The sequence below is a fragment of the Pseudomonas sp. GGS8 genome, assembly GCF_024168645.1.
Lineage (GTDB): Bacteria > Pseudomonadota > Gammaproteobacteria > Pseudomonadales > Pseudomonadaceae > Aquipseudomonas.
Window position 1 is genome coordinate 2,822,211 of sequence record NZ_JALJWF010000001.1, and the last position, 20,297, is coordinate 2,842,507.

The 20,297-nt window shown below is 59.0% G+C and carries 20 protein-coding genes; 14 read left to right on the top strand and 6 right to left on the bottom strand.

Annotated elements, in window-relative coordinates; translation table 11 throughout:
* Positions 1-61: 61 nt before the first annotated feature.
* Positions 62-550, bottom strand: a complete 489-nt coding sequence (locus J3D54_RS12605) for a DUF3015 domain-containing protein (RefSeq protein WP_018925873.1) — start codon at positions 548-550, stop codon at positions 62-64.
* A gap of 285 nt (positions 551-835) precedes the next feature.
* On the opposite strand from J3D54_RS12605, the gene J3D54_RS12610 reads away from it, so the two are divergent.
* Entirely contained in the window at positions 836-3,274 is a 2,439-nt protein-coding gene (locus J3D54_RS12610) for a Lon protease family protein (protein WP_253418525.1), read from the top strand.
* A 353-nt stretch (positions 3,275-3,627) separates the two neighbouring features.
* Positions 3,628-3,969, top strand: a complete 342-nt coding sequence (locus J3D54_RS12615; protein ID WP_007938439.1) for a hypothetical protein — start codon at positions 3,628-3,630, stop codon at positions 3,967-3,969.
* A 6-nt stretch (positions 3,970-3,975) separates the two neighbouring features.
* Here J3D54_RS12615 and J3D54_RS12620 read toward each other — a convergent pair whose 3' ends face one another.
* A complete protein-coding gene (locus tag J3D54_RS12620; RefSeq protein ID WP_253418527.1) occupies positions 3,976-5,805 on the bottom strand; it encodes a hypothetical protein in 1,830 nt (609 codons plus the stop codon).
* A 160-nt stretch (positions 5,806-5,965) separates the two neighbouring features.
* Here J3D54_RS12620 and J3D54_RS12625 point away from each other — a divergent pair, with 160 nt between their 5' ends.
* The 3 genes from J3D54_RS12625 to J3D54_RS12635 all read left to right on the top strand — a co-directional run bounded on the left by J3D54_RS12625 (position 5,966) and on the right by J3D54_RS12635 (position 7,616).
* Positions 5,966-6,454, top strand: a complete 489-nt coding sequence (locus J3D54_RS12625) for a TIGR00645 family protein (RefSeq protein ID WP_128605940.1) — start codon at positions 5,966-5,968, stop codon at positions 6,452-6,454.
* 122 nt (positions 6,455-6,576) lie between these two features.
* Positions 6,577-6,870: a DUF6482 family protein gene (locus J3D54_RS12630; protein ID WP_253418529.1), complete on the top strand. Its 294-nt coding sequence runs from the start codon at positions 6,577-6,579 to the stop codon at positions 6,868-6,870.
* Between the two features lie 128 nt (positions 6,871-6,998).
* A complete protein-coding gene (locus J3D54_RS12635) occupies positions 6,999-7,616 on the top strand; it encodes an FKBP-type peptidyl-prolyl cis-trans isomerase (RefSeq protein WP_007938433.1) in 618 nt (205 codons plus the stop codon).
* A gap of 109 nt (positions 7,617-7,725) precedes the next feature.
* On the opposite strand, the gene J3D54_RS12640 is transcribed toward J3D54_RS12635, so the two are convergent.
* The 3 genes from J3D54_RS12640 to J3D54_RS12650 all read right to left on the bottom strand — a co-directional run bounded on the left by J3D54_RS12640 (position 7,726) and on the right by J3D54_RS12650 (position 9,637).
* The gene (locus J3D54_RS12640; protein ID WP_253418531.1) at positions 7,726-7,983 is read right to left on the bottom strand and encodes a hypothetical protein; all 258 of its coding nucleotides are present in this window, start codon (positions 7,981-7,983) and stop codon (positions 7,726-7,728) included.
* A 205-nt stretch (positions 7,984-8,188) separates the two neighbouring features.
* Positions 8,189-8,530 (bottom strand): zinc ribbon domain-containing protein YjdM, encoded by a 342-nt coding sequence (locus tag J3D54_RS12645; protein ID WP_007938431.1) that lies wholly within the window; start codon positions 8,528-8,530, stop codon positions 8,189-8,191.
* 138 nt (positions 8,531-8,668) lie between these two features.
* Complete coding sequence (locus tag J3D54_RS12650) at positions 8,669-9,637, bottom strand: polyprenyl synthetase family protein (protein WP_253418533.1); 969 nt, start codon at positions 9,635-9,637, stop codon at positions 8,669-8,671.
* Between the two features lie 240 nt (positions 9,638-9,877).
* Here J3D54_RS12650 and rplU point away from each other — a divergent pair, with 240 nt between their 5' ends.
* The 5 genes from rplU (at position 9,878) to J3D54_RS12675 (ending at position 13,621) form a co-directional block, all read left to right on the top strand.
* Positions 9,878-10,192, top strand: a complete 315-nt coding sequence (gene rplU / locus J3D54_RS12655; protein WP_007901869.1) for a 50S ribosomal protein L21 — start codon at positions 9,878-9,880, stop codon at positions 10,190-10,192.
* Between the two features lie 33 nt (positions 10,193-10,225).
* A complete protein-coding gene (gene rpmA, locus J3D54_RS12660; protein ID WP_003228360.1) occupies positions 10,226-10,483 on the top strand; it encodes a 50S ribosomal protein L27 in 258 nt (85 codons plus the stop codon).
* Between the two features lie 195 nt (positions 10,484-10,678).
* A complete protein-coding gene (gene cgtA / locus J3D54_RS12665; RefSeq protein ID WP_253418535.1) occupies positions 10,679-11,902 on the top strand; it encodes an Obg family GTPase CgtA in 1,224 nt (407 codons plus the stop codon).
* A 123-nt stretch (positions 11,903-12,025) separates the two neighbouring features.
* On the top strand, positions 12,026-13,144 hold the full coding sequence (proB, locus tag J3D54_RS12670; protein ID WP_253426595.1) for a glutamate 5-kinase: 1,119 nt from the start codon (positions 12,026-12,028) through the stop codon (positions 13,142-13,144).
* A gap of 12 nt (positions 13,145-13,156) precedes the next feature.
* Positions 13,157-13,621, top strand: coding sequence for a CreA family protein (locus tag J3D54_RS12675; RefSeq protein ID WP_253418537.1), 465 nt, complete (start codon positions 13,157-13,159; stop codon positions 13,619-13,621).
* 183 nt (positions 13,622-13,804) lie between these two features.
* On the opposite strand, the gene rpsT is transcribed toward J3D54_RS12675, so the two are convergent.
* Positions 13,805-14,083: a 30S ribosomal protein S20 gene (rpsT, locus tag J3D54_RS12680; protein ID WP_007901883.1), complete on the bottom strand. Its 279-nt coding sequence runs from the start codon at positions 14,081-14,083 to the stop codon at positions 13,805-13,807.
* 252 nt (positions 14,084-14,335) lie between these two features.
* On the opposite strand from rpsT, the gene murJ reads away from it, so the two are divergent.
* The 4 genes from murJ to lspA all read left to right on the top strand — a co-directional run bounded on the left by murJ (position 14,336) and on the right by lspA (position 20,291).
* Positions 14,336-15,874 carry a murein biosynthesis integral membrane protein MurJ gene (gene murJ / locus J3D54_RS12685; protein WP_253418539.1) on the top strand — a complete coding sequence of 513 codons (1,539 nt, stop codon included), beginning with the start codon at positions 14,336-14,338 and terminating at the stop codon, positions 15,872-15,874.
* 129 nt (positions 15,875-16,003) lie between these two features.
* On the top strand, positions 16,004-16,954 hold the full coding sequence (gene ribF, locus J3D54_RS12690) for a bifunctional riboflavin kinase/FAD synthetase (protein WP_018925885.1): 951 nt from the start codon (positions 16,004-16,006) through the stop codon (positions 16,952-16,954).
* A complete protein-coding gene (gene ileS, locus J3D54_RS12695) occupies positions 16,955-19,786 on the top strand; it encodes an isoleucine--tRNA ligase (protein ID WP_253418541.1) in 2,832 nt (943 codons plus the stop codon).
* The gene (gene lspA, locus J3D54_RS12700; RefSeq protein ID WP_253418544.1) at positions 19,779-20,291 is read left to right on the top strand and encodes a signal peptidase II; all 513 of its coding nucleotides are present in this window, start codon (positions 19,779-19,781) and stop codon (positions 20,289-20,291) included. Before ileS ends, lspA begins: the two co-directional genes overlap by 8 nt.
* The last annotated feature ends 6 nt before the right edge of the window (positions 20,292-20,297 follow it).

Genomic DNA, 20,297 nt, shown 5'->3' on the forward strand with positions numbered 1-20,297 from the left:
AAAACGGGCCGGGGTCAAAAAATAAAACCCGCTCCCCCAAAGAGAGCGGGGCGGGTCGAGCTTAAGCTTGAGTGGCGTACTTGGCCAGACGAGGATCGTTCTTCAATACGGCCAGGGTGTTGGTATGCACATCCTCAGCGGTCACGTCGGCTTTGCTGAAGATCTGCTGGAAGTGCTGATGAGTCACGGCGGCGAAGTGCGCACGGTCTTCCGGCGCCACGCCCAGCACCACGGCGTAAGTAGTCAGCGCTTCGCCCTGACCTTTGGCCATGTCTTCGGACAGCTCGTTCATCATGCCATTCATGGCAATCCAGGATTTGCCGCCATAGGTCAGCGCTGCATTGGTCGAGCAACCGTTGGTACCGGACGTCATCCCGAAGGTGGCGTTACCGGAAGTGCCGTTGGTGGTGGATGCCAGGAAGTGTGCCGGGGTGCCACGCTGACCTTCGAACAGCATGTTGCCCCAACCGCAGTCCGGACCGCCTGGCGCCTGAGCCATGGCGTTGATGGATACAACGGTGAAGAGAGTACCAAGAAGAATCCGTTTCATAGCTATGTTCTCTTTGTGTGCATACCAATGGACAGAGTGCTGGCCCCTAATGGTGCCAGTGGGCCGGTTATTCGTTTATTTCGTTCCAGCCGCGCAGTTTGGAGTTTAGGCACGTTCCAGGGGTTCCGTGATTTTTTGCGAAACATTCCCTGAAAACATTGATTTTGAGCCGCGCGGCCCGGGGCTGAGGGTTTGTCTATGCTTTGGCTTCAGGCGCGCCTTGCCAGTGAGGTACGGGCAGCGCCAGAATGCCGCTATCTGCCCCGCCTGATGTAAGGAAGCCCGATGCCTGATCCTGTTGCTGCCAGCTTGCGTTTAGCGCCTGAAGCGCTGACCCGTCCGTTTTCCGCTGAACAGTTCAGCTTCTCTACCACCAATGATCTGGAGCCCTTCCGCGGTGTGCTTGGCCAGGAACGTGCGGTCGAAGCCTTGCAGTTCGGTGTGGCCATGCCACGCCCCGGTTACAACGTATTTGTCATGGGTGAGCCCGGCACTGGCCGGTTTTCGTTCGTCAAGCGCTACCTCAAGGCCGAAGGCAAACGCCTGCAGACTCCGGCGGACTGGGTCTACGTTAATAATTTCGATGAGCCGCGCGAGCCTCGCGCCCTGGAGTTGCCGTCGGGCACCGCTGGCGCCTTTATCGGTGACATCAATGGCTTGATCGACAACCTGCTGGCGACCTTTCCGGCGGTATTCGAGCACCCGTCCTACCAGCAGAAGAAAAGCGCCATCGATCGCGCCTTCAACCAGCGTTATGACCGTGCGCTGGATGTGATCGAGCGTCTTGCGCTGGAGAAAGACGTCGCGCTCTACCGTGACAGCAGCAACATCGCGTTCACCCCGATGAGCGAAGGCAAGGCGCTGGATGAGGCGGAGTTCGCCCAGTTGCCGGAAGCCGAGCGCGAACGTTTTCACGACGACATTTCCGGGCTCGAAGAGCGGTTGAACGAAGAGCTCGCCAGCCTGCCGCAATGGAAGCGCGAGTCGAGTAATCAGCTGCGCCAGCTCAACGAAGAAACCATCACTCTGGCCTTGCAGCCATTGCTGGCGCCACTGTCGGAAAAGTATGCGGAAAACGCAGGCGTTTGCGGTTACCTGCAAGCGATGCAGGTGTACCTGCTCAAAACGGTGGTCGAGCAATTGGTGGACGATAGCAAGACCGACGCCGTCGCCCGCAAATTGCTTGAAGAGCAATACGCCCCGAGCCTGGTGGTCGGGCATCCGCACAGCGGCGGTGCGCCGGTGGTGTTCGAGCCGCACCCGACCTACGACAACCTGTTTGGCCGCATCGAATACAGCACCGATCAGGGCGCGCTCTACACCACCTATCGGCAGCTGCGACCGGGTGCACTGCACCGGGCCAACGGCGGTTTCCTGATCCTCGAAGCGGAAAAAATGCTCAGCGAGCCATTCGTGTGGGATGCGCTCAAGCGTGCCTTGCAATCGCGCAAGCTGAAAATGGAATCGCCACTGGGTGAGCTGGGCCGTCTGGCCACCGTGACGCTGACGCCGCAACACATTCCGTTGCAGGTCAAAGTCGTGATCATCGGCGCCCGACAGCTCTATTACACGCTGCAAGACCTCGATCCGGACTTCCAGGAGATGTTCCGCGTCCTGGTGGATTTCGACGAAGACATTCCGATGGTCGACGAAAGCCTGGAACAGTTCGCCCAGTTGCTCAAAACCCGTACCTCGGAAGAAGGCATGGCGCCGCTGACCGTCGATGCGGTGGCGCGTCTGGCGACTTACAGTGCACGTCTGGCCGAGCACCAGGGACGTTTGTCGGCACGGATCGGTGATCTGTTCCAACTGGTCAGCGAGGCGGATTTCATTCGTGACCTGGCGGGTGACGACATGACTGACGCCGGGCACATCGAGCGTGCGCTCAAGGCCAAGGCCACCCGTACCGGGCGCGTTTCGGCGCGGATTCTCGATGACATGCTGGCCGGGATCATTCTGATCGACACCGATGGCGCGGCGGTCGGCAAGTGCAACGGGCTGACGGTGCTGGAAGTCGGCGATTCGGCCTTCGGGATACCGGCGCGGATTTCCGCCACGGTGTATCCGGGCGGCAGCGGCATCGTCGACATCGAGCGCGAGGTCAACCTCGGCCAGCCGATTCACTCCAAAGGCGTGATGATCCTCACCGGGTATCTGGGCAGCCGTTATGCCCAGGAATTCCCGTTGGCGATTTCCGCGAGCATCGCCCTGGAGCAGTCCTACGGTTACGTCGACGGCGACAGCGCATCGTTGGGCGAGGCCTGCACGCTGATCTCGGCCTTGTCGAAAACGCCGCTCAAGCAGTGCTTTGCGATTACCGGGTCGATCAACCAGTTCGGTGAAGTGCAGGCGGTAGGCGGGGTCAACGAAAAGATCGAAGGCTTCTTCCGGCTCTGCGAGGCTCGCGGCCTGACGGGCGAGCAGGGAGCGATCATTCCTCAGGCCAACGTCGCCACGCTGATGCTCGACGAGAAGGTGCTGGCGGCGGTGCGCGCGGGGCAGTTCCATGTCTACGCGGTGCGCCAGGCCGACGAGGCCCTGAGCCTGCTGGTCGGCGAGCCGGCCGGTACGCCGGATGAAAATGGCGAATTTCCCGAGGGCAGCGTCAACGCGCGGGTGGTGGAACGCTTGCGGGTGATCGCGGAAATGGTCAGCGACGAAGACCTCAAGGAGGCCGAAAAGGAGTTGGCGCAGGAAGCATTGCTGGAAGTCAAACCGGCCTGAGTCAATCTCGAAACTGAGGAGGCTCCCTGTGGCGAGGGGGCTTGTCGGACCGCCGCACCGCCCCGTTGGGCTGCGTAGCAGTCGTCAAATCGGCGATGAGGTCTGTCTGATAAATTTCGGGGCCGCTTCGCAGCCCAACGGGGCGGTGCGGCGGTGCGGCGCTCCGACAAGCCCCCTCGCCACATCTCTGGCGTCAATATTTGCACGGCGACCACTCGGCGCCTTGTGTTTGCCGGTCCGCGTGCGAGCCGGACTTTTCTTCTATTCTCTGCTCAAGGATATCGACAGTTATCACTGGATCGAGACAGTCTTCCCGTGGAGGCTGAATACCGGATCTACCGAGGGTCGCCGCCATGTCGCGCAACCTCTGCCTCACCCGTCAATGCCTGGGCCTTGTGACCCGTATCGAATGTGCTATCCGCCCGCTGGCGGGAGATACGGGCATGTGGACCTTGCTCTTTGCCGCCGGAATGGCCGGCGAGCAACCTTCAGCCATCAAGGCTCAAGGCCCGTTCCGTGGGCCGGTCGTGGCTGAATCGATCCTCGACACCATCGTCGAAAGCCTGACCCTGCATGGCTACGAACTGGCCGATGACCCGCAAATCTGGTGCCTGCACCTGCAAGCCCAGTTGCGAGAGATCAACGGTGGCCGTTACCACAACCTTGCCGGTCCCGGATTTCGGCCAGAGGGCTGACCCAGGCTATTGATCCAGGTTGCCGGGTTCGGTCTTGTCGAGTTTGACCTCGAAACCGTATTGCACGGTGGTGAGGTTGGTTCGCTGATAAGTTTCCAGACGTGTGGGCTGGCCGTAGAAGTAATGCACTGCGAATAACCCCGGACCTTGCGCGCTCGCGTCGTGACTGACCGAAAGAATCTCTTTCAGATAGTTGCCACTGTCATCCTTGGCGAAAAAGCGCCAGTCCTGGTCGGGGAACAACTTCAGATCAACCAGCAACGTATTCCCTTTGAGCTCCAGGCCCTTGGGCAGTGGGTGGGCGTTGTAGGTTTGCTTGTCGACAGTCGCCAGGAACAGCGGCATGGAGCCCACCGCGTAGGCCGGTGTTTCTGCAAACAGATTCAGGTCGTAGGTGATGCTGCTGCGTAGTGGGTCGACCTGATACGCCTCCGGTGGCAGCTCGATCGGCCCGTCGCGCCGGCCATTGCTGTCTTGGGTAAAGAACGTCACGGGACTTTCGCCGGGATTGAACGAGGTGCCGAGCAGTTCGTCATTGAAGCTTCTGGGGTGATCGAATTCGATGCGTGCGGCGCTCGGCTCATCGACCGACTGGCTGATGCTGATGCTTTTTTTCAGTTGCTCCTCGCTCAGCGTCGCACCCTTGAGCCAGGTCGTAGCCTGGTCGTCGTACACTACCACTGGCAAGGCCAGTGGCTGGATGGCTTTTTCCGTAGTGTGCTGGTCGAAGCGGCGCACCGGCAGGTTCAGGTTCTTGCGGGTCACCGTGACCGCCGAGAAGTCCAGCAGACTGACTTCGAGCGTGTCGATCGACCCGTTGAAGTACACCTTGGCGTAATGCCGGGTTTGTTGCTTTTCAAACGCACGCTGATCGTCGTCGAGTTGCTTTTCGAATGCTTCGCTCCAAGCCTTCTGTTGTTGCATTTGCGCCAGTTGTTTTTGATAGAACGCAATTTGTGCGGCGGTTTCGTTGATCGCGCCGGAGCGCGAGAGGAATTGCCCGGTGGTGTCCCTGGCCTGAACGATCAGCGGGTCGAGCGGTGTATCGCGAACCTCGGGGGCCGGTGGTGCGTTGTTACTGAATTCCATTTCGGCATGGTTTTTTTCAAGCTTCAGCAGAGTGACACTGAGGTTGTCGTTGGTGCGCGTCTGGCCGACGTCCTTTTTCGTCAGGTCGAAGCTGTAGAGTCGACGCGGGGCGATGACCTCCACCTTACCTTGCAGGCTCACCGGTTGCGGCAGGCTCTTCTTGTCCACATCCAGGCCTTCGATGAAGGGGTAGGTCACCGTCAAATCATCGGGGTTGGTCAGGTTGGAGCTCGACGGGCTCAGCTGAATGCCAGGATCGGTTTCCGACCATTCCGGCTGAAATGCAATGACGCGTTTGTTGCTGAGGGTTACCGACTGCCATTCCAGGTCATGAGGGAAAAGGAATTCGCCGGGGGTGTTGAAGTGGAGGGGGAATACCGGTTGCAGATCGGTCAGGTAATCCGAGCTGGAGTCCTTGTGCAGCACGAACAGTCCGTTGATGTAGGTGTCGACCAGCGCTTGGGGCGTGGGGTAGTGCTTGAACACGGCGAGGGCATCTTCGCCGTATTCGGTGACCACCGGTTTACTGTCGAGCTTGAGTTGCGCGCGCTCGAGCAGCAGCAGTGAACCGCCGAGTTCGGTCACGACGTCCTTGAGTTTCGGATCCTTGATCGCCTCCAGAGACTTTTCGAACTGCGCGGTCTTTTCTTCGAGGCTGACCTGGCGTTTCTCATCGCTGGGTGAACAACCACCGAGCAGCAATGCGAGGCAAAGTCCGGCACTCGTTAAAGGCAATCGCGCATCCATTTCCAGTCTTCCTGTCCGATGTCGCTGACCTGTCATTGATCTGGACACTAGCAGAAAAACTTTGTCACACACACGCAGGTTGCGGATTTTACGGCGGTTTCTGGGTGTAACAGGCGGCTGTTATACTCGCCGCCATTTCCAGCCCCTTGTGTGAGATTCAATGGAACGCTTTATCGAAAATACAATGTATGCCTCCCGCTGGTTACTGGCGCCGATCTATTTCGGTTTGTCGCTGGGCTTGCTGGCGTTGGCACTGAAATTCTTCCAGGAAGTCTTCCACGTCATCCCTAACGTGTTCTCGATGGCCGAGTCGGATCTGATTCTGGTGCTGCTGTCGCTGATCGACATGGCGCTGGTGGGCGGCTTGCTGGTGATGGTGATGATTTCCGGTTACGAGAACTTCGTTTCCCAACTGGACATCGACGACAGCAAGGAGAAGCTCAACTGGTTGGGCACCATGGATTCGTCTTCGTTGAAGATGAAGGTCGCGGCTTCCATCGTGGCGATTTCGTCGATCCACCTGCTGCGGATCTTCATGGACGCCAAGAACGTCGATCCCGAGCATTTGCAGTGGTATGTGATTATCCACATGACTTTCGTGGTGTCGGCGTTTGCCATGGGCTATCTGGACAAGCTGACCAAGCACTGACTTACACAGTCCTTGTGGGAGCGGTACGAAACAGACGGGCGGTGTCGTTTGTGGCTTGTACTTTGGCGCGTCGAGGCATATCCCTGTAAGAACCCTGGCTCTCCACTGCGTGAGGTGCGCTCATGAACCTGCAAGAGTTGAATGCGTATGCCATCGCCGGAAAGATCGATGAGTTGAACCTGATCTCGATGGAAGGCGTGTTCTACGTGCTGGAGGCTCGGATGCATGGCGCGGCGCATCCAGTGCTCGATGCTCATGGCGAGACATTGCAGCTGCGCTCGGTCGAGCATGCGCGTGAAGTGCTTCACGCTTGTCCCAAGCCATTCAACGTTATACATACCTCGGCTCATGATGAAATGTGCGGTGCCAGCGCCGAGGAAAGTCCGAAATTACCGAGCACCTTTCGTTCTGCGTGACAGCCGACACCGTTCATCAACGTGGCGGCATCTGTGCTAGTCTGCTCGCCCTTTTGATTCCGGGCGCTCCGGGATGCGCTGTGCACGCACGGCAAGTTCCAGGGCCGTCCGCATAGCGGAGCAGTGTCATGTCCGAAGTAAATCTGTCCACCGACGAAACCCGCGTCAGCTACGGCATTGGCCGTCAGTTGGGCGACCAGCTGCGTGACAACCCGCCACCGGGCGTGAGCCTGGACGCGATCCTGGCGGGTCTGACCGACGCGTTCGCCGGCAAGCCAAGCCGTGTGGGTCAGGAAGAAATGTCCGCCAGCTTCAAGGTGATCCGCGAGATCATGCAAGCCGAAGCTGCAGCCAAGGCTGAAGCCGCCGCAGGCGAAGGCCTGGCTTTCCTGGCTGAAAACGCCAAGCGTGAAGGCATCACCACCCTGGCTTCGGGCCTGCAATTCGAAGTGCTGACCCAAGGTGAAGGCGCCAAGCCAACCCGTGAAGATCAAGTACGCACTCACTACCACGGCACTCTGATCGACGGCACTGTGTTCGACAGCTCCTACGAGCGCGGCCAGCCTGCAGAATTCCCGGTAGGCGGCGTTATCGCTGGCTGGACCGAAGCCCTGCAACTGATGAATGCCGGCAGCAAATGGCGTCTGTACGTGCCGAGCGAACTGGCTTACGGCGCTCAAGGCGTTGGCAGCATTCCGCCGCACAGCGTACTGGTATTCGACGTCGAACTGCTCGACGTTCTGTAAGACCTCTGTGGGAGCGGGCTTGCCCGCGATGCAGGCGACTCGGTTTAATTCTGGAACCGAGTCGATACCATCGCGAGCAAGCTCGCTCCCACAGGTTTTGTGTTGTTACTCACATCTCGATCTTGTTGTGCAGCTCATTCGTCGGGCGCAACGCCCGGGCATAGCAAAACAGAAACAGATTGCGCACCAGTTCCTTGAGCACCACCGGCTCGCTGGAACTCAGGCCGTTGACGTCCAGATCACCCTGATCCTGCAGTTCGTTCAAGGCTTCTTCTTCAAGCACCGCACAAACTTCCCCGGTTTCCCGATGCAGGATTCTGAGGTAGGGGTGTGGGCGGTCCAGCCAGGCATCGATCAAATAAGTCATGGGCTCATCTCCATTGATGGGTTTCAATGAGAATAATTCTTATTCGTCAAATAGCAAGGGCCTATTGGCGGTTTGCGTTTTTCTCCGGGTAAAGATTGCGTAAGGTCAAAACGGCTGGCGTTTGGCTATTGCGAGGACATGCCGGGTGAGGCGGGGAAGGGTAAAACACCATCCCACGCAGGGCGCGGGATGGAATACAGCGGGCTCAGACTTTTCTGACGAACTCGGATTTGAGTTTCATTGGGCCGATGCCGTCGATCTTGCAGTCGATGTCGTGGTCGCCATCGCACAGGCGGATGTTCTTGACCTTGGTGCCAACCTTGACCACCAGGGAAGTGCCTTTAACCTTGAGGTCCTTGATCACGGTGATGGTATCGCCGTCCTGCAGGACGTTGCCGACCGAGTCCTTTTTCACGGTATCGTCGGACGCTACTTCGGCTTCGCCGTTGGCGGACCACTCATGGGCGCACTCCGGGCAGATCAGCTGTGCGCCGTCTTCGTAGGTGTATTCGGAATTGCATTTCGGGCAGGGTGGCAACGTGCTCACTAAAGCTCCTTGGATTCAGGATGGCTAAAAAGCGCACATTATATAGGGTTTTAGCCGGGAGCGGGCGGGACGCTGATAGACCTGTGAGAGTGCCCGTGGCGAGGGGTCTCGCCACAGGTCGCTCCTACAGAGCGCGTGTTAGTGCGTGCGAGCTACCGCAAATTCACTCAGTTCCACCAGCGCATCGCGGTATTCGCTGGCAGGCAGGGCGTCGAGGCACCTGATCGCACGGGCCACATAGTCGCGGGCCAGTTGCGCGGTGTAATCCAGCGAGCCGGAAGCTTCGACCGCTTCGCGAATGCTCTCCAGATCTTCGATGCCACCTTTCTGAATCGCCCGACGAACCAGCGCGGCCTGCTCCGGAGTGCCTTCGCGCATGGTGTAGATCAGTGGCAGCGTCGGCTTACCCTCGGCCAGGTCGTCACCGACGTTCTTGCCCAAGGTCTCGGCGTCGCCACGGTAGTCCAGCAGGTCGTCGACCAGCTGGAAGGCCACGCCCAGGTGATCGCCGAAAGTGCGCAGCGCTTCGCTCTGTTCCAGCGAGGCGCCGGCCAGGGCTGCGGCACTGTGGGTCGAAGCTTCGAAGAGCATCGCGGTTTTGCCGCGGATGACTTCCATGTAGGTTTCTTCGGTGGTGCTGGCGTCGCGGACCTTCGACAGCTGCAGCACTTCGCCTTCAGCGATGATGCGCGTGGCTTGCGAAAGGATCTTCATCACCGGCATGGAGCCCAGTTCGACCATCATTTCGAAAGAACGCGAGTACAGGAAGTCGCCCACCAGCACGCTCGGCGCGTTGCCCCACATGGCGTTGGCGGTCGAACGGCCACGGCGCATGCCGGACATGTCGACGACGTCGTCGTGCAGCAAGGTGGCGGTGTGCAGAAACTCGATGGTCGCGGCCAGCAGGCGCAGGTCATCGCCTTCGCGACCCAGTGCCTTGCCGCATAGCAGCACGAGCAAGGGACGCAGGCGTTTACCGCCAGCCGAGGTAATGTAGTCGCCGATTTTCGATACCAGCGGCACGCGGGAAGTCAGCTGCTTCTTGATGATGCCGTCGACGGCGCTAAAATCGTCCGCCACCGCGCGGTAGAAAGCTTGGGGTTGCATCAGCGACAGTTGCTCCAGAAGGGTTGCGCGGCATGCTAGGACCCACGTCCGGGCCTGTCAAGGCGCGATGGGCGGCCACTTGCAACGCCAGAGCAGCTTGCGTACAATCGCGCACCCTGAACTTCCTGGGCAGCACCTGCCTTACGCAATTGCAAACAGGCCTTCCAGCCTTATGCAGCCATGCCAGCCAATACCTCTTCTTATAAAGAGCTGGGTGAGCAGGATTATCGGAGAAATACCATGTCTTATGCAGTAATCGTTACTGGTGGCAAGCAGTACAAAGTTGCTCCAGGTGAATACCTGAAGATCGAAAAACTGGAAATCGCTACCGGCGAATCCGTAACTTTTGATCGCGTTCTGTTGGTTGCCAATGGCGACGACGTGAATATCGGCGCTCCAGTTGTTCCTGGCGCTACCGTTGTGGCTGAAGTGATCTCCCAAGGTCGTCACGATAAAGTCCGCATCATCAAGTTCCGTCGCCGTAAGCACCACATGAAGCGTATGGGCCACCGCCAGTGGTACACCGAGATCAAAATCACCGGTATTCAGGCTTAATCAGCCTAATTCCTCACTAGGAGAATTGAACTCATGGCACACAAAAAAGCTGGTGGTAGTACCCGTAACGGTCGCGACTCAGAAGCCAAACGCCTTGGCGTGAAGATGTATGGCGGCCAGGTCATCAAGGCCGGTAACATCATCGTGCGTCAGCGCGGCACCCAATTCCACGCTGGCTACGGCGTTGGCATGGGTAAAGATCACACCCTCTTCGCGAAAATCGAAGGCGTGATCAAGTTTGAAGTAAAAGGCGCCTTCGGTCGTCGTTACGTGAGCGTCGTCGCAGCTTAATTGCGCGATCGCTGGAAAAGCCCTGTCTTGCGACGGGGCTTTTTCGTTTGTGGGGTGAGTCTCTTGCAAAGCTGTTTGTGATGGGCTCCAGCGCTGTATTGGCGGTCGTTGATTGAGGTCGCTGCGCTCATTTTTGCAAGAGTCTTATGTCTTGGTTGTTTTTCGGCTCGTCCGTATGGCGAGAGGCGTTTTGTTATGAAGTTTGTTGATGAAGTATCGATTCGAGTAAAGGCCGGCGACGGTGGCAACGGTTGCATGAGTTTCCGTCGAGAAAAATTCATTGAAAACGGCGGCCCGAACGGCGGCGACGGTGGTGATGGCGGTTCCATCTACATGATGGCCGACGAAAACCTGAACACCCTGGTCGACTACCGTTACACCCGGCACTTCGATGCCGAGCGTGGTTCCAATGGCGGCAGCACCGACTGCACCGGCAAGAAAGGTGAAGATCTGGTCCTGCGCGTGCCGGTCGGTACCACGGTGATCGACTCTGCCACTCAGGAGGTCATCGGCGACCTGACCAAGGCTGGTCAGCGTCTGCTTGTGGTTCAGGGCGGCTGGCACGGTCTGGGTAACACTCGTTTCAAATCCAGTACCAACCGCGCGCCGCGCCAGACCACGCCGGGTAAACCGGGTGAGCAGCGTGACCTGAAACTGGAAATGAAAGTGTTGGCGGATGTCGGTCTGCTCGGTTTGCCGAACGCCGGCAAAAGCACCTTCATTCGTTCGGTATCGGCCGCCAAGCCGAAGGTCGCTGACTACCCGTTCACCACGTTGGTGCCGAACCTGGGTGTGGTCAGTGTTGACCGCTGGAAAAGCTTCGTGGTGGCGGACATTCCAGGCTTGATCGAAGGCGCTTCCGATGGCGCGGGCCTGGGGATTCGCTTCCTCAAGCACTTGTCGCGTACGCGTCTGCTGCTGCACCTCGTCGACATGGCGCCGCTGGATGACACCAGTGCGCCGGATGCTGCTGAAGTGATCGTCAGCGAGCTGACCAAGTTCAGCCCGTCCCTGGCTGAGCGTGATCGCTGGCTGGTGCTGAACAAGTGCGACCAGATCCTTGAAGAAGAGCACGATGCTCGCGTCAAGGAAATCGTTGATCGTCTGGAATGGACTGGTCCGGTCTACGTGATCTCGGCGATCGCCAAGCAAGGCACCGAGCGTCTGTGCCATGACATTATGCGTTACCTGGAAGATCGCGCCGATCGCCTGGCTAACGACCCTGCCTACAAGGAGGAGCTGGCCGAACTCGATCAGCGCATCGAAGACGAAGCTCGCGCCCAGTTGCAGGCGCTGGACGATCAGCGTGCCCTGCGTCGCAGTGGTGTGAAGTCGGTCCATGACATCGGTGACGACGATTGGGACGAAGAAGATGTGGATGACGAAGACGGTCCGGAAATCATTTACGTGCGTGACTGATTCGTTGCGATAAACTTAGGCGCCGCTCACTGGAGCGGCGTTTTAGTATCTGGAAATCGGTAGTCACGAATAACGTTACGGGCAGCGCTGGGTCGTGCTGTCCTCAAGCTAAGGTTGAAGATGATGCGGAGCAAGGTGACAGGTGCGCAGCGTTGGGTCGTGAAGATCGGCAGCGCTTTGCTGACGGCGGATGGCAAAGGCCTGGATCGCGCGGCAATGGGTGTCTGGGTCGAGCAGATGGTTGCCCTGCATGAGGCGGGCGTTGAGCTGGTGCTGGTGTCCTCCGGAGCAGTGGCGGCGGGCATGAGCCGTCTGGGCTGGACCTCGCGACCCAGTGCTATGCACGAGCTGCAGGCGGCAGCTGCCATTGGTCAGATGGGGTTGGTGCAGGCCTGGGAGTCGAGCTTCGCCGAACATGGTCGGCATACCGCGCAGATTCTCCTGACTCACGACGATTTGTCCGACCGCAAGCGCTACCTGAATGCTCGCAGTACCCTGCGCGCGCTGGTCGAGCTCAAGGTGATCCCGGTGATCAACGAGAACGACACGGTGGTCACTGACGAAATCCGTTTCGGCGACAACGACACCTTGGCCGCGCTGGTGGCGAATCTGGTCGAAGCCGATTTGCTGGTGATCCTCACCGATCGCGACGGTATGTTCGATGCCGATCCGCGCAACAATCCTGACGCCAAGCTGATTTACGAAGCGCGGGCCGATGATCCGGCGCTCGATGCGGTAGCTGGCGGCACTGGCGGTGCGCTGGGACGTGGCGGCATGCAGACCAAATTGCGCGCGGCGCGTCTGGCGGCGCGTTCCGGTGCGCACACCATTATCGTTGGCGGGCGCATCGAGCGGGTGCTGGATCGTCTCAAGGTGGGCGAGCGCATCGGCACCTTGCTGTCACCTGAGCGCGGTATGCTGGCGGCGCGCAAGCAGTGGCTGGCCGGGCATCTGCAAACCCGAGGCACGCTGGTGCTGGATGCGGGGGCGGTGACTGCGCTATCCCAGGGCAACAAAAGTTTGCTGCCGGTAGGTGTCAAGCTGGTCCAGGGTAGCTTCCGTCGCGGCGAAATGGTGGTCTGTGTGGCGCCGGACGGTCGTGAAATCGCCCGTGGCCTGGCTAACTACAGTGCTCTGGAAGCACAAAAAATCATCGGTCAGTCGTCTGAGGCGATTATCGGTCTGCTGGGTTACATGGCTGAGCCGGAACTGGTTCACCGCGATAACCTGATTCTGGTCTGAAGGAATACCTGAATGCGTGTGGCAAAAGGATTATTGGGCTTGTTGTTGATGATGCCGCTGCTGGCCTCGGCCGAGGAGATTGGCCAGGTGTCGACGGTGTTCAAGTTCGTCGGCCCGAACGACCGTATCGTTGTCGAGGCGTTTGATGATCCGAAAGTGGAGGGTGTGACCTGCTACCTGTCGCGCGCCAAGACGGGTGGCGTGAAAGGTGGCCTGGGGTTGGCCGAGGATCGCGCTGAGGCGTCTATTGCGTGTCGTCAGGTCGGGCCGATCAACTTCAAGGGTGAGCTCAAGGATGGCGAGGAGGTGTTCAAGGAGCGCACCTCGCTGGTGTTCAAGACCATGCAGGTGGTGCGATTCCTCGACAAGAAGCGCAATACGTTGGTGTATCTGGTCTATAGCGATCGCTTGATCGAGGGTAGTCCGCAGAATGCGGTGACAGCGATTCCGATTCTGCCGTGGACGCACGCTCAGTAATCTGGCGCAGATCCAATGTGGGAGCGGGCTTGCCCGCGATGAGGCCATAACATTCGGCATCTATGTTGATTGTTAGATTGCTATCGCGGGCAAGCTCGCTCCCACATTTTTTTGCGTATCACCTGCTAAATCGCAGGCAATAAAAAACCGACCCTGAGGTCGGTTTTTTAACGAGCGCGTCGCTTAGGCAGCAGCGGCAACGTTCAGGGCCTTGACGTGGCCATTCAGGCGGCTCTTATGACGAGCAGCTTTGTTCTTGTGGATGATGCCTTTATCGGCCATGCGGTCGATAACTGGCACGGCCAGAACGTAAGCAGCTTGAGCTTTAGCAGCGTCTTTTGCGTCGATGGCTTTAACTACATTCTTGATGTAGGTACGAACCATGGAACGCAGGCTGGCGTTGTGGCTGCGACGCTTCTCAGCCTGTTTTGCACGTTTTTTGGCGGAAGGTGTGTTGGCCACCGTCGAGCTCCTCGAAAGACTTTTTAGGAAATAGCAAACAAAATAGGCCGCGAATCATGCCGATGAGTTGATGTCTTGTCAAGGGCGGTTGAGACGATCCGCTAAGTGGCAGGTATAGAGCGCCGGGATATTTCTTTCCGGCGCGCGACCTGTAAACTCGCGAGCTTTGGCTCTGTGCTGTTGCGGCGCGGAGTATCGCATAAGTGGGCGCGTTGTTCGCCTGCTGTTTATCGACAGGCACAAACTCTTTCAATGAATCTGCTCAAATCGTTGGCCGCTGTCAGCTCTATCACGATGCTTTCCCGGGTGTTGGGGTTTGTTCGTGACACTCTAATCGCTCGTGCATTTGGCGCGGGAATGGCGACCGACGCCTTCTTTATCGCCTTCAAACTGCCCAATCTGCTGCGGCGAATCTTCGCCGAGGGGGCGTTTTCCCAGGCCTTTGTGCCGATTCTTGCCGAATACAAAAGCCAGAAGGGCGAGGAGGCGACGCGAACCTTCATTGCCTACGTCTCAGGCCTGTTGACGCTGGTGCTGGCGCTGGTCACTGCGTTGGGTATGCTCGCCGCCCCTTGGGTCATCTGGGCCACGGCACCGGGATTCGTCGATTCTCCGGAAAAATTCCGGCTGACCACCGATCTGTTGCGGGTCACTTTTCCTTATATATTGCTGATCTCCCTGTCTTCATTGGCCGGGGCGATCCTCAACACCTGGAACCGCTTCTCGGTGCCCGCCTTCGTGCCGACCCTGCTCAATGTCAGCATGATCATCTTTGCGGTGTTCCTGACGCCGTACTTCGATCCGCCAGTGATGGCGCTGGGCTGGGCCGTGCTGGTGGGCGGGCTGGCACAGTTGCTGTTTCAACTGCCGCACTTGAAAAAAATCGGCATGCTGGTATTGCCGCGCCTGAGTCTGCGCGATAGCGGTGTCTGGCGGGTGATGAAGCAGATGCTGCCCGCGATCATCGGGGTTTCGGTGAGTCAGATTTCGCTGATCATCAACACTATTTTTGCTTCGTTTCTGGTGGCCGGTTCCGTGTCCTGGATGTATTACGCTGACCGCCTGATGGAATTGCCATCCGGCGTGCTGGGTGTGGCGCTGGGCACGATTCTGTTGCCGACCCTGGCCAAGACCTACGCCAGTCAGGATCGCCACGAATACTCGCGGATCCTCGATTGGGGGCTGCGCCTGTGTTTCATGCTGGTGTTGCCGTGCTCCCTGGCGCTGGGGATTCTGGCGGAGCCGCTGACGGCTTCGCTGTTTCAGTATGGCCAGTTCAGCGCTTTCGATGCGGCCATGACTCAACGCGCGTTGATCGCTTATTCCGTCGGTTTGCTGGGGATTATCGTGATTAAAGTGCTGGCACCAGGCTTCTATGCGCAACAGAACATCCGCACCCCGGTAAAAATCGCGATTTTCACCCTGATCGTCACTCAGCTGTTCAACCTGGTGCTGATCGGTCCGCTGGCTCACGCTGGCCTGGCCCTGGCCATCAGTGCGGGTGCCTGCATTAACGCCGGGCTGCTGTTCTATCAACTGCGCAAGCAGCAGATGTATCAGCCGCAACCGGGTTGGGCGAAATTCGGGTTCAAGTTGCTGGTGGCGGTAGCGGTGATGTCTGCAGTATTGCTGGGTGCTATGCACTTTATGCCGGCCTGGGGGCAGGGGCCTATGCTTGAGCGGCTGCTGCGTCTGGGTGCATTGGTAATCGCAGGCGTCGTGGCGTATTTCGGCATGTTGCTGTTGATGGGCTTCCGTTTGCGCGACTTCAATCGCAAGGCCTTGAGCTGAAGACGTTATCTCGATAATCATGGGCGAACCGGCAGTTTTGTCGGTTCGATCACTTTGGGTTACGGTGTTGCCTGTCGTCGGCCGCCGGGTGTGGTTATAATCGACCACTTTATGAGCAAGAAGCGCGTTATGCAGCTGGTTCGAGGCCTCCACAACCTGCGCCCCCAGCATCGGGGCTGTGTCGCCACTATTGGCAACTTTGACGGTGTTCACCGTGGTCACCAGGCTATCCTGGTCCGGCTGCGGGAGCGTGCGCTCGAGTTGGGCGTGCCCAGCTGCGTGGTGATTTTTGAGCCGCAGCCGCGGGAGTTCTTCGCTCCGGACACCGCCCCGGCCCGTCTGGCCCGCCTGCGGGACAAACTGCAGCTGCTGGCCGAAGAGGGTGTCGACCGGGTGTTGTGCCTGGCTTTCAACCATCGCCTGAGCAAACTCAGCGCCAGAGAATTCGTCGATACTATTCTGGTGGACGGCCTCGGTGTGCAGCATCTGGAAGTCGGTGACGATTTCCGTTTCGGTTGTGACCGGCTGGGGGATTTCGATTACCTGCAACAAGCCGGCGTCCTTCAGGGCTTTACCGTCGAAGCGGCGCAGACCGTCGAGCTGGACGGCATTCGTGTCAGCAGTACTCAGGTCCGCAATGCTCTGGCCGCTGCCGATTTCGCCTTGGCCGAGCAACTGCTCGGTCGCCCGTACCGGATTGCCGGTCGGGTCCTGCATGGCCAGAAGCTGGCGCGCCAGTTGGGTACGCCCACGGCCAACGTGCAACTCAAGCGTCGTCGTGTGCCGTTGAGCGGGGTTTACCTGGTCAGCGTCGACATCGATGGCAAGACCTGGCCAGGCGTCGCCAATATCGGTGTGCGGCCAACGGTCGAAGGGGATGGCAAAGCCCACCTCGAAGTGCATCTTTTAGATTTTGCCGGCGATCTGTATGACCGGCGTTTGACGGTGGTTTTCCACCACAAGCTGCGTGAAGAGCAGCGTTTCGCCTCTCTGGAGGCGCTTAAGACGGCGATCAATGCGGATATCGCCGCCGCCCGTGCCCTGTCGCACCTAGCGCCAATCGCTAATGAAGAGCCTTAAATGACCGACTATAAAGCCACGCTAAACCTTCCGGACACCGCCTTCCCAATGAAGGCCGGCCTGCCTCAGCGCGAACCGCAGATTCTGCAGCGCTGGGACAGCATTGGCCTGTACGGTAAGTTGCGCGAGATTGGCAAGGATCGTCCGAAGTTCGTACTGCACGACGGTCCTCCGTACGCCAACGGCACGATTCATATCGGTCATGCACTGAACAAGATTCTCAAGGACATGATCATTCGCTCGAAAACCCTGTCGGGTTTCGACGCACCTTATGTTCCGGGCTGGGACTGCCACGGTCTGCCGATCGAGCACAAAGTCGAAGTGACCCACGGCAAGAACCTGGGCGCCGACAAGACCCGCGAACTGTGCCGTGCCTACGCCACCGAGCAGATCGAAGGCCAGAAGTCCGAATTCATCCGTCTGGGCGTGTTGGGCGATTTCGCCAACCCGTACAAGACCATGGACTTCAAAAACGAGGCCGGTGAAATCCGCGCCTTGGCGGAAATCGTCAAGGGAGGCTTCGTGTTCAAGGGCCTGAAACCGGTGAACTGGTGTTTTGACTGCGGTTCGGCCCTGGCTGAAGCGGAAGTCGAGTACGAGAATAAAAAATCTGCGACCATCGATGTGGCGTTCCCGATTGCCGAAGAAGCCAAGCTGGCGGCTGCATTCGGTCTGCCGTCGCTGGCCAAGCCTGCTTCGATCGTGATCTGGACCACCACCCCGTGGACCATCCCGGCCAACCAGGCGCTGAACGTTCACCCGGAATTCAACTATGCCCTGGTCGATGTCGGCGACAAGCTGCTGGTGCTGGCTGAAGAGCTGGTCGAGTCGTGCCTGACCCGTTACAGCCTGGAAGGCTCGGTCATCGCGACCACCACCGGTAAAGCGCTGGAGCTGATCAACTTCCGTCACCCGTTCTATGATCGCCTGTCGCCGGTTTACCTGGCCGAGTACGTTGAACTGGGCGCCGGTACGGGTGTGGTTCACTCCTCGCCAGCCTACGGCGTGGACGACTTCGTGACCTGCAAGAAGTACGGCATGGTCAACGACGACATCATCAATCCGGTACAAAGCAACGGCGTTTACGTACCGTCGCTGGAGTTCTTCGGCGGCCAGTTCATCTGGAAAGCCAACCCGGCCATCGTCGACAAACTGACCGAAGTCGGCGCGCTGCTGCACACCACCACCATCGAACACAGCTACATGCACTGCTGGCGTCACAAGACCCCGCTGATCTACCGCGCCACCGCGCAGTGGTTCATCGGCATGGACAAAGAGCCTGCGACCGGCGACACCCTGCGCAAGCGGGCGATCAAAGCCATCGAAGACACCAAGTTCGTCCCGGCCTGGGGCCAGGCACGCCTGCACTCGATGATCGCCAACCGTCCGGACTGGTGCATCTCCCGTCAGCGTAACTGGGGTGTGCCGATCCCGTTCTTCCTGAACAAGGAAAGCGGCGAACTGCACCCACGCACCGTCGAACTGATGGAAATCGTCGCCCAGCGCGTCGAAGTCGAAGGCATCGAAGCCTGGTTCAAGATGGACGCCGCCGAGTTGCTCGGTGACGAAGCGCCGTTGTACGACAAGATCAGTGACACCCTGGACGTCTGGTTCGACTCGGGCACCACGCACTGGCACGTCCTGCGCGGTTCACACCCGATGGGTCACGAAACCGGCCCACGTGCCGACCTGTATCTGGAAGGCTCGGACCAGCACCGCGGCTGGTTCCACTCCTCGTTGCTGACCGGTTGCGCCATCGACGACCACGCGCCGTACCGCGAACTGCTGACCCACGGTTTCACCGTCGACGAATCCGGTCGCAAGATGTCCAAGTCCCTGGGCAACGTGATCGCGCCGCAGAAGGTCAACGACACCCTGGGCGCCGACATCATGCGTCTGTGGGTAGCTTCTACCGACTATTCGGGTGAAATGGCGGTTTCCGAGCAGATCCTGCAACGCAGTGCGGACGCTTACCGGCGCATCCGTAACACCGCGCGTTTCCTGCTTTCCAACCTGACCGGTTTCAACCCGGCCACCGACATCCTGCCGGCCGAAGAAATGCTCGCCCTGGACCGTTGGGCCGTGGACCGCACCCTGTTGCTGCAACGCGAGCTGCAGGAGCACTACGGCGAATACCGCTTCTGGAACGTCTACTCCAAGATCCACAACTTCTGCGTGCAGGAGTTGGGCGGTTTCTACCTGGACATCATCAAGGACCGTCAGTACACCACTGGCGCCGACAGCAAGGCCCGTCGTTCGTGCCAGACCGCGCTGTTCCACATCAGCGAAGCGCTGGTGCGCTGGATCGCGCCGATCCTGGCGTTCACCGCCGACGAGCTGTGGCAGTACCTGCCGGGCGAGCGTAACGAGTCTGTGATGCTCAACACCTGGTACGAAGGCCTGACCGAATTGCCGGAAGGCTTCGAGCTGGATCGCGCTTACTGGGAGCGGATCATGGCGGTCAAGGTTGCGGTCAACAAGGAAATGGAAATCCAGCGTGCGGCGAAGGCCGTCGGTGGCAACCTGCAAGCCGAAGTGACGCTGTTCGCCGAAGACGCGCTGAGCGCCGACCTGGCCAAGCTGAGCAACGAACTGCGCTTCGTACTGATTACCTCGACCGCCACCGTTGCGCCTTTTGTTCAGGCGCCAGCGGACGCGGTAGTCACCGAAGTCAGCGGCCTGAAGCTCAAAGTGGTCAAGTCCGGTTTCGCCAAGTGCGCCCGTTGCTGGCACTGCCGTGAAGACGTCGGCGTGAACCCGGAGCATCCGGAAATCTGCGGTCGTTGCGTCGACAACATCAGCGGCGCGGGCGAGGTTCGTCACTATGCCTAATGCCGTTGGCCGTTTCGGACGGCTGAGCTGGCTCTGGTTGAGTTTGCTGGTCCTGGTCATCGACCAGGCCAGCAAGTTCTACTTCGAAAGCTCGCTGAGCATGTACCAGCAAATCGTGGTGATCCCCGATCTGTTCAGCTGGACCCTGGCCTACAACACGGGCGCGGCATTCAGCTTCCTGGCCGACAGCTCGGGCTGGCAGCGCTGGCTGTTCGCCCTGATCGCGGTGGTGGTCAGCGCGGTGCTGGTGATCTGGCTCAAGCGCCTGGGGCGCAACGAAACCTGGCTGGCGATCGCTTTGGCGCTGGTGCTGGGTGGCGCGCTGGGCAATCTGTACGACCGCATTGCCCTAGGCCATGTGATCGATTTCATTCTGGTGCACTGGCAGAACCGCTGGTACTTCCCGGCGTTCAACTTTGCTGACAGTGCCATTTCTGTCGGTGCCGTGATGCTTGCGCTGGATATGTTCAAAAGTAAGAAGACCGGAGAAACCGTTCATGACTGAACAGGT

Excerpts from the sequence above, each read along its gene's own strand:
- J3D54_RS12640 (WP_253418531.1), bottom strand. The coding sequence starts at position 7,983 with ATGACTTATTTGATCGATGCCTGGCTGGACCGCCCACACCCCTACCTC.
- J3D54_RS12605 (WP_018925873.1), bottom strand. The coding sequence starts at position 550 with ATGAAACGGATTCTTCTTGGTACTCTCTTCACCGTTGTATCCATCAAC.
- rplU (WP_007901869.1), top strand. The coding sequence starts at position 9,878 with ATGTCTTATGCAGTAATCGTTACTGGTGGCAAGCAGTACAAAGTTGCT.
- rpmA (WP_003228360.1), top strand. The coding sequence starts at position 10,226 with ATGGCACACAAAAAAGCTGGTGGTAGTACCCGTAACGGTCGCGACTCA.
- lspA (WP_253418544.1), top strand. The coding sequence starts at position 19,779 with ATGCCTAATGCCGTTGGCCGTTTCGGACGGCTGAGCTGGCTCTGGTTG.
- J3D54_RS12630 (WP_253418529.1), top strand. The coding sequence starts at position 6,577 with ATGAACCTGCAAGAGTTGAATGCGTATGCCATCGCCGGAAAGATCGAT.
- cgtA (WP_253418535.1), top strand. The coding sequence starts at position 10,679 with ATGAAGTTTGTTGATGAAGTATCGATTCGAGTAAAGGCCGGCGACGGT.
- proB (WP_253426595.1), top strand. The coding sequence starts at position 12,026 with ATGCGGAGCAAGGTGACAGGTGCGCAGCGTTGGGTCGTGAAGATCGGC.
- J3D54_RS12615 (WP_007938439.1), top strand. The coding sequence starts at position 3,628 with ATGTCGCGCAACCTCTGCCTCACCCGTCAATGCCTGGGCCTTGTGACC.
- J3D54_RS12675 (WP_253418537.1), top strand. The coding sequence starts at position 13,157 with ATGCGTGTGGCAAAAGGATTATTGGGCTTGTTGTTGATGATGCCGCTG.
- ileS (WP_253418541.1), top strand. The coding sequence starts at position 16,955 with ATGACCGACTATAAAGCCACGCTAAACCTTCCGGACACCGCCTTCCCA.
- J3D54_RS12625 (WP_128605940.1), top strand. The coding sequence starts at position 5,966 with ATGGAACGCTTTATCGAAAATACAATGTATGCCTCCCGCTGGTTACTG.
- J3D54_RS12620 (WP_253418527.1), bottom strand. The coding sequence starts at position 5,805 with ATGGATGCGCGATTGCCTTTAACGAGTGCCGGACTTTGCCTCGCATTG.
- J3D54_RS12610 (WP_253418525.1), top strand. The coding sequence starts at position 836 with ATGCCTGATCCTGTTGCTGCCAGCTTGCGTTTAGCGCCTGAAGCGCTG.
- murJ (WP_253418539.1), top strand. The coding sequence starts at position 14,336 with ATGAATCTGCTCAAATCGTTGGCCGCTGTCAGCTCTATCACGATGCTT.
- J3D54_RS12635 (WP_007938433.1), top strand. The coding sequence starts at position 6,999 with ATGTCCGAAGTAAATCTGTCCACCGACGAAACCCGCGTCAGCTACGGC.
- J3D54_RS12650 (WP_253418533.1), bottom strand. The coding sequence starts at position 9,637 with ATGCAACCCCAAGCTTTCTACCGCGCGGTGGCGGACGATTTTAGCGCC.
- ribF (WP_018925885.1), top strand. The coding sequence starts at position 16,004 with ATGCAGCTGGTTCGAGGCCTCCACAACCTGCGCCCCCAGCATCGGGGC.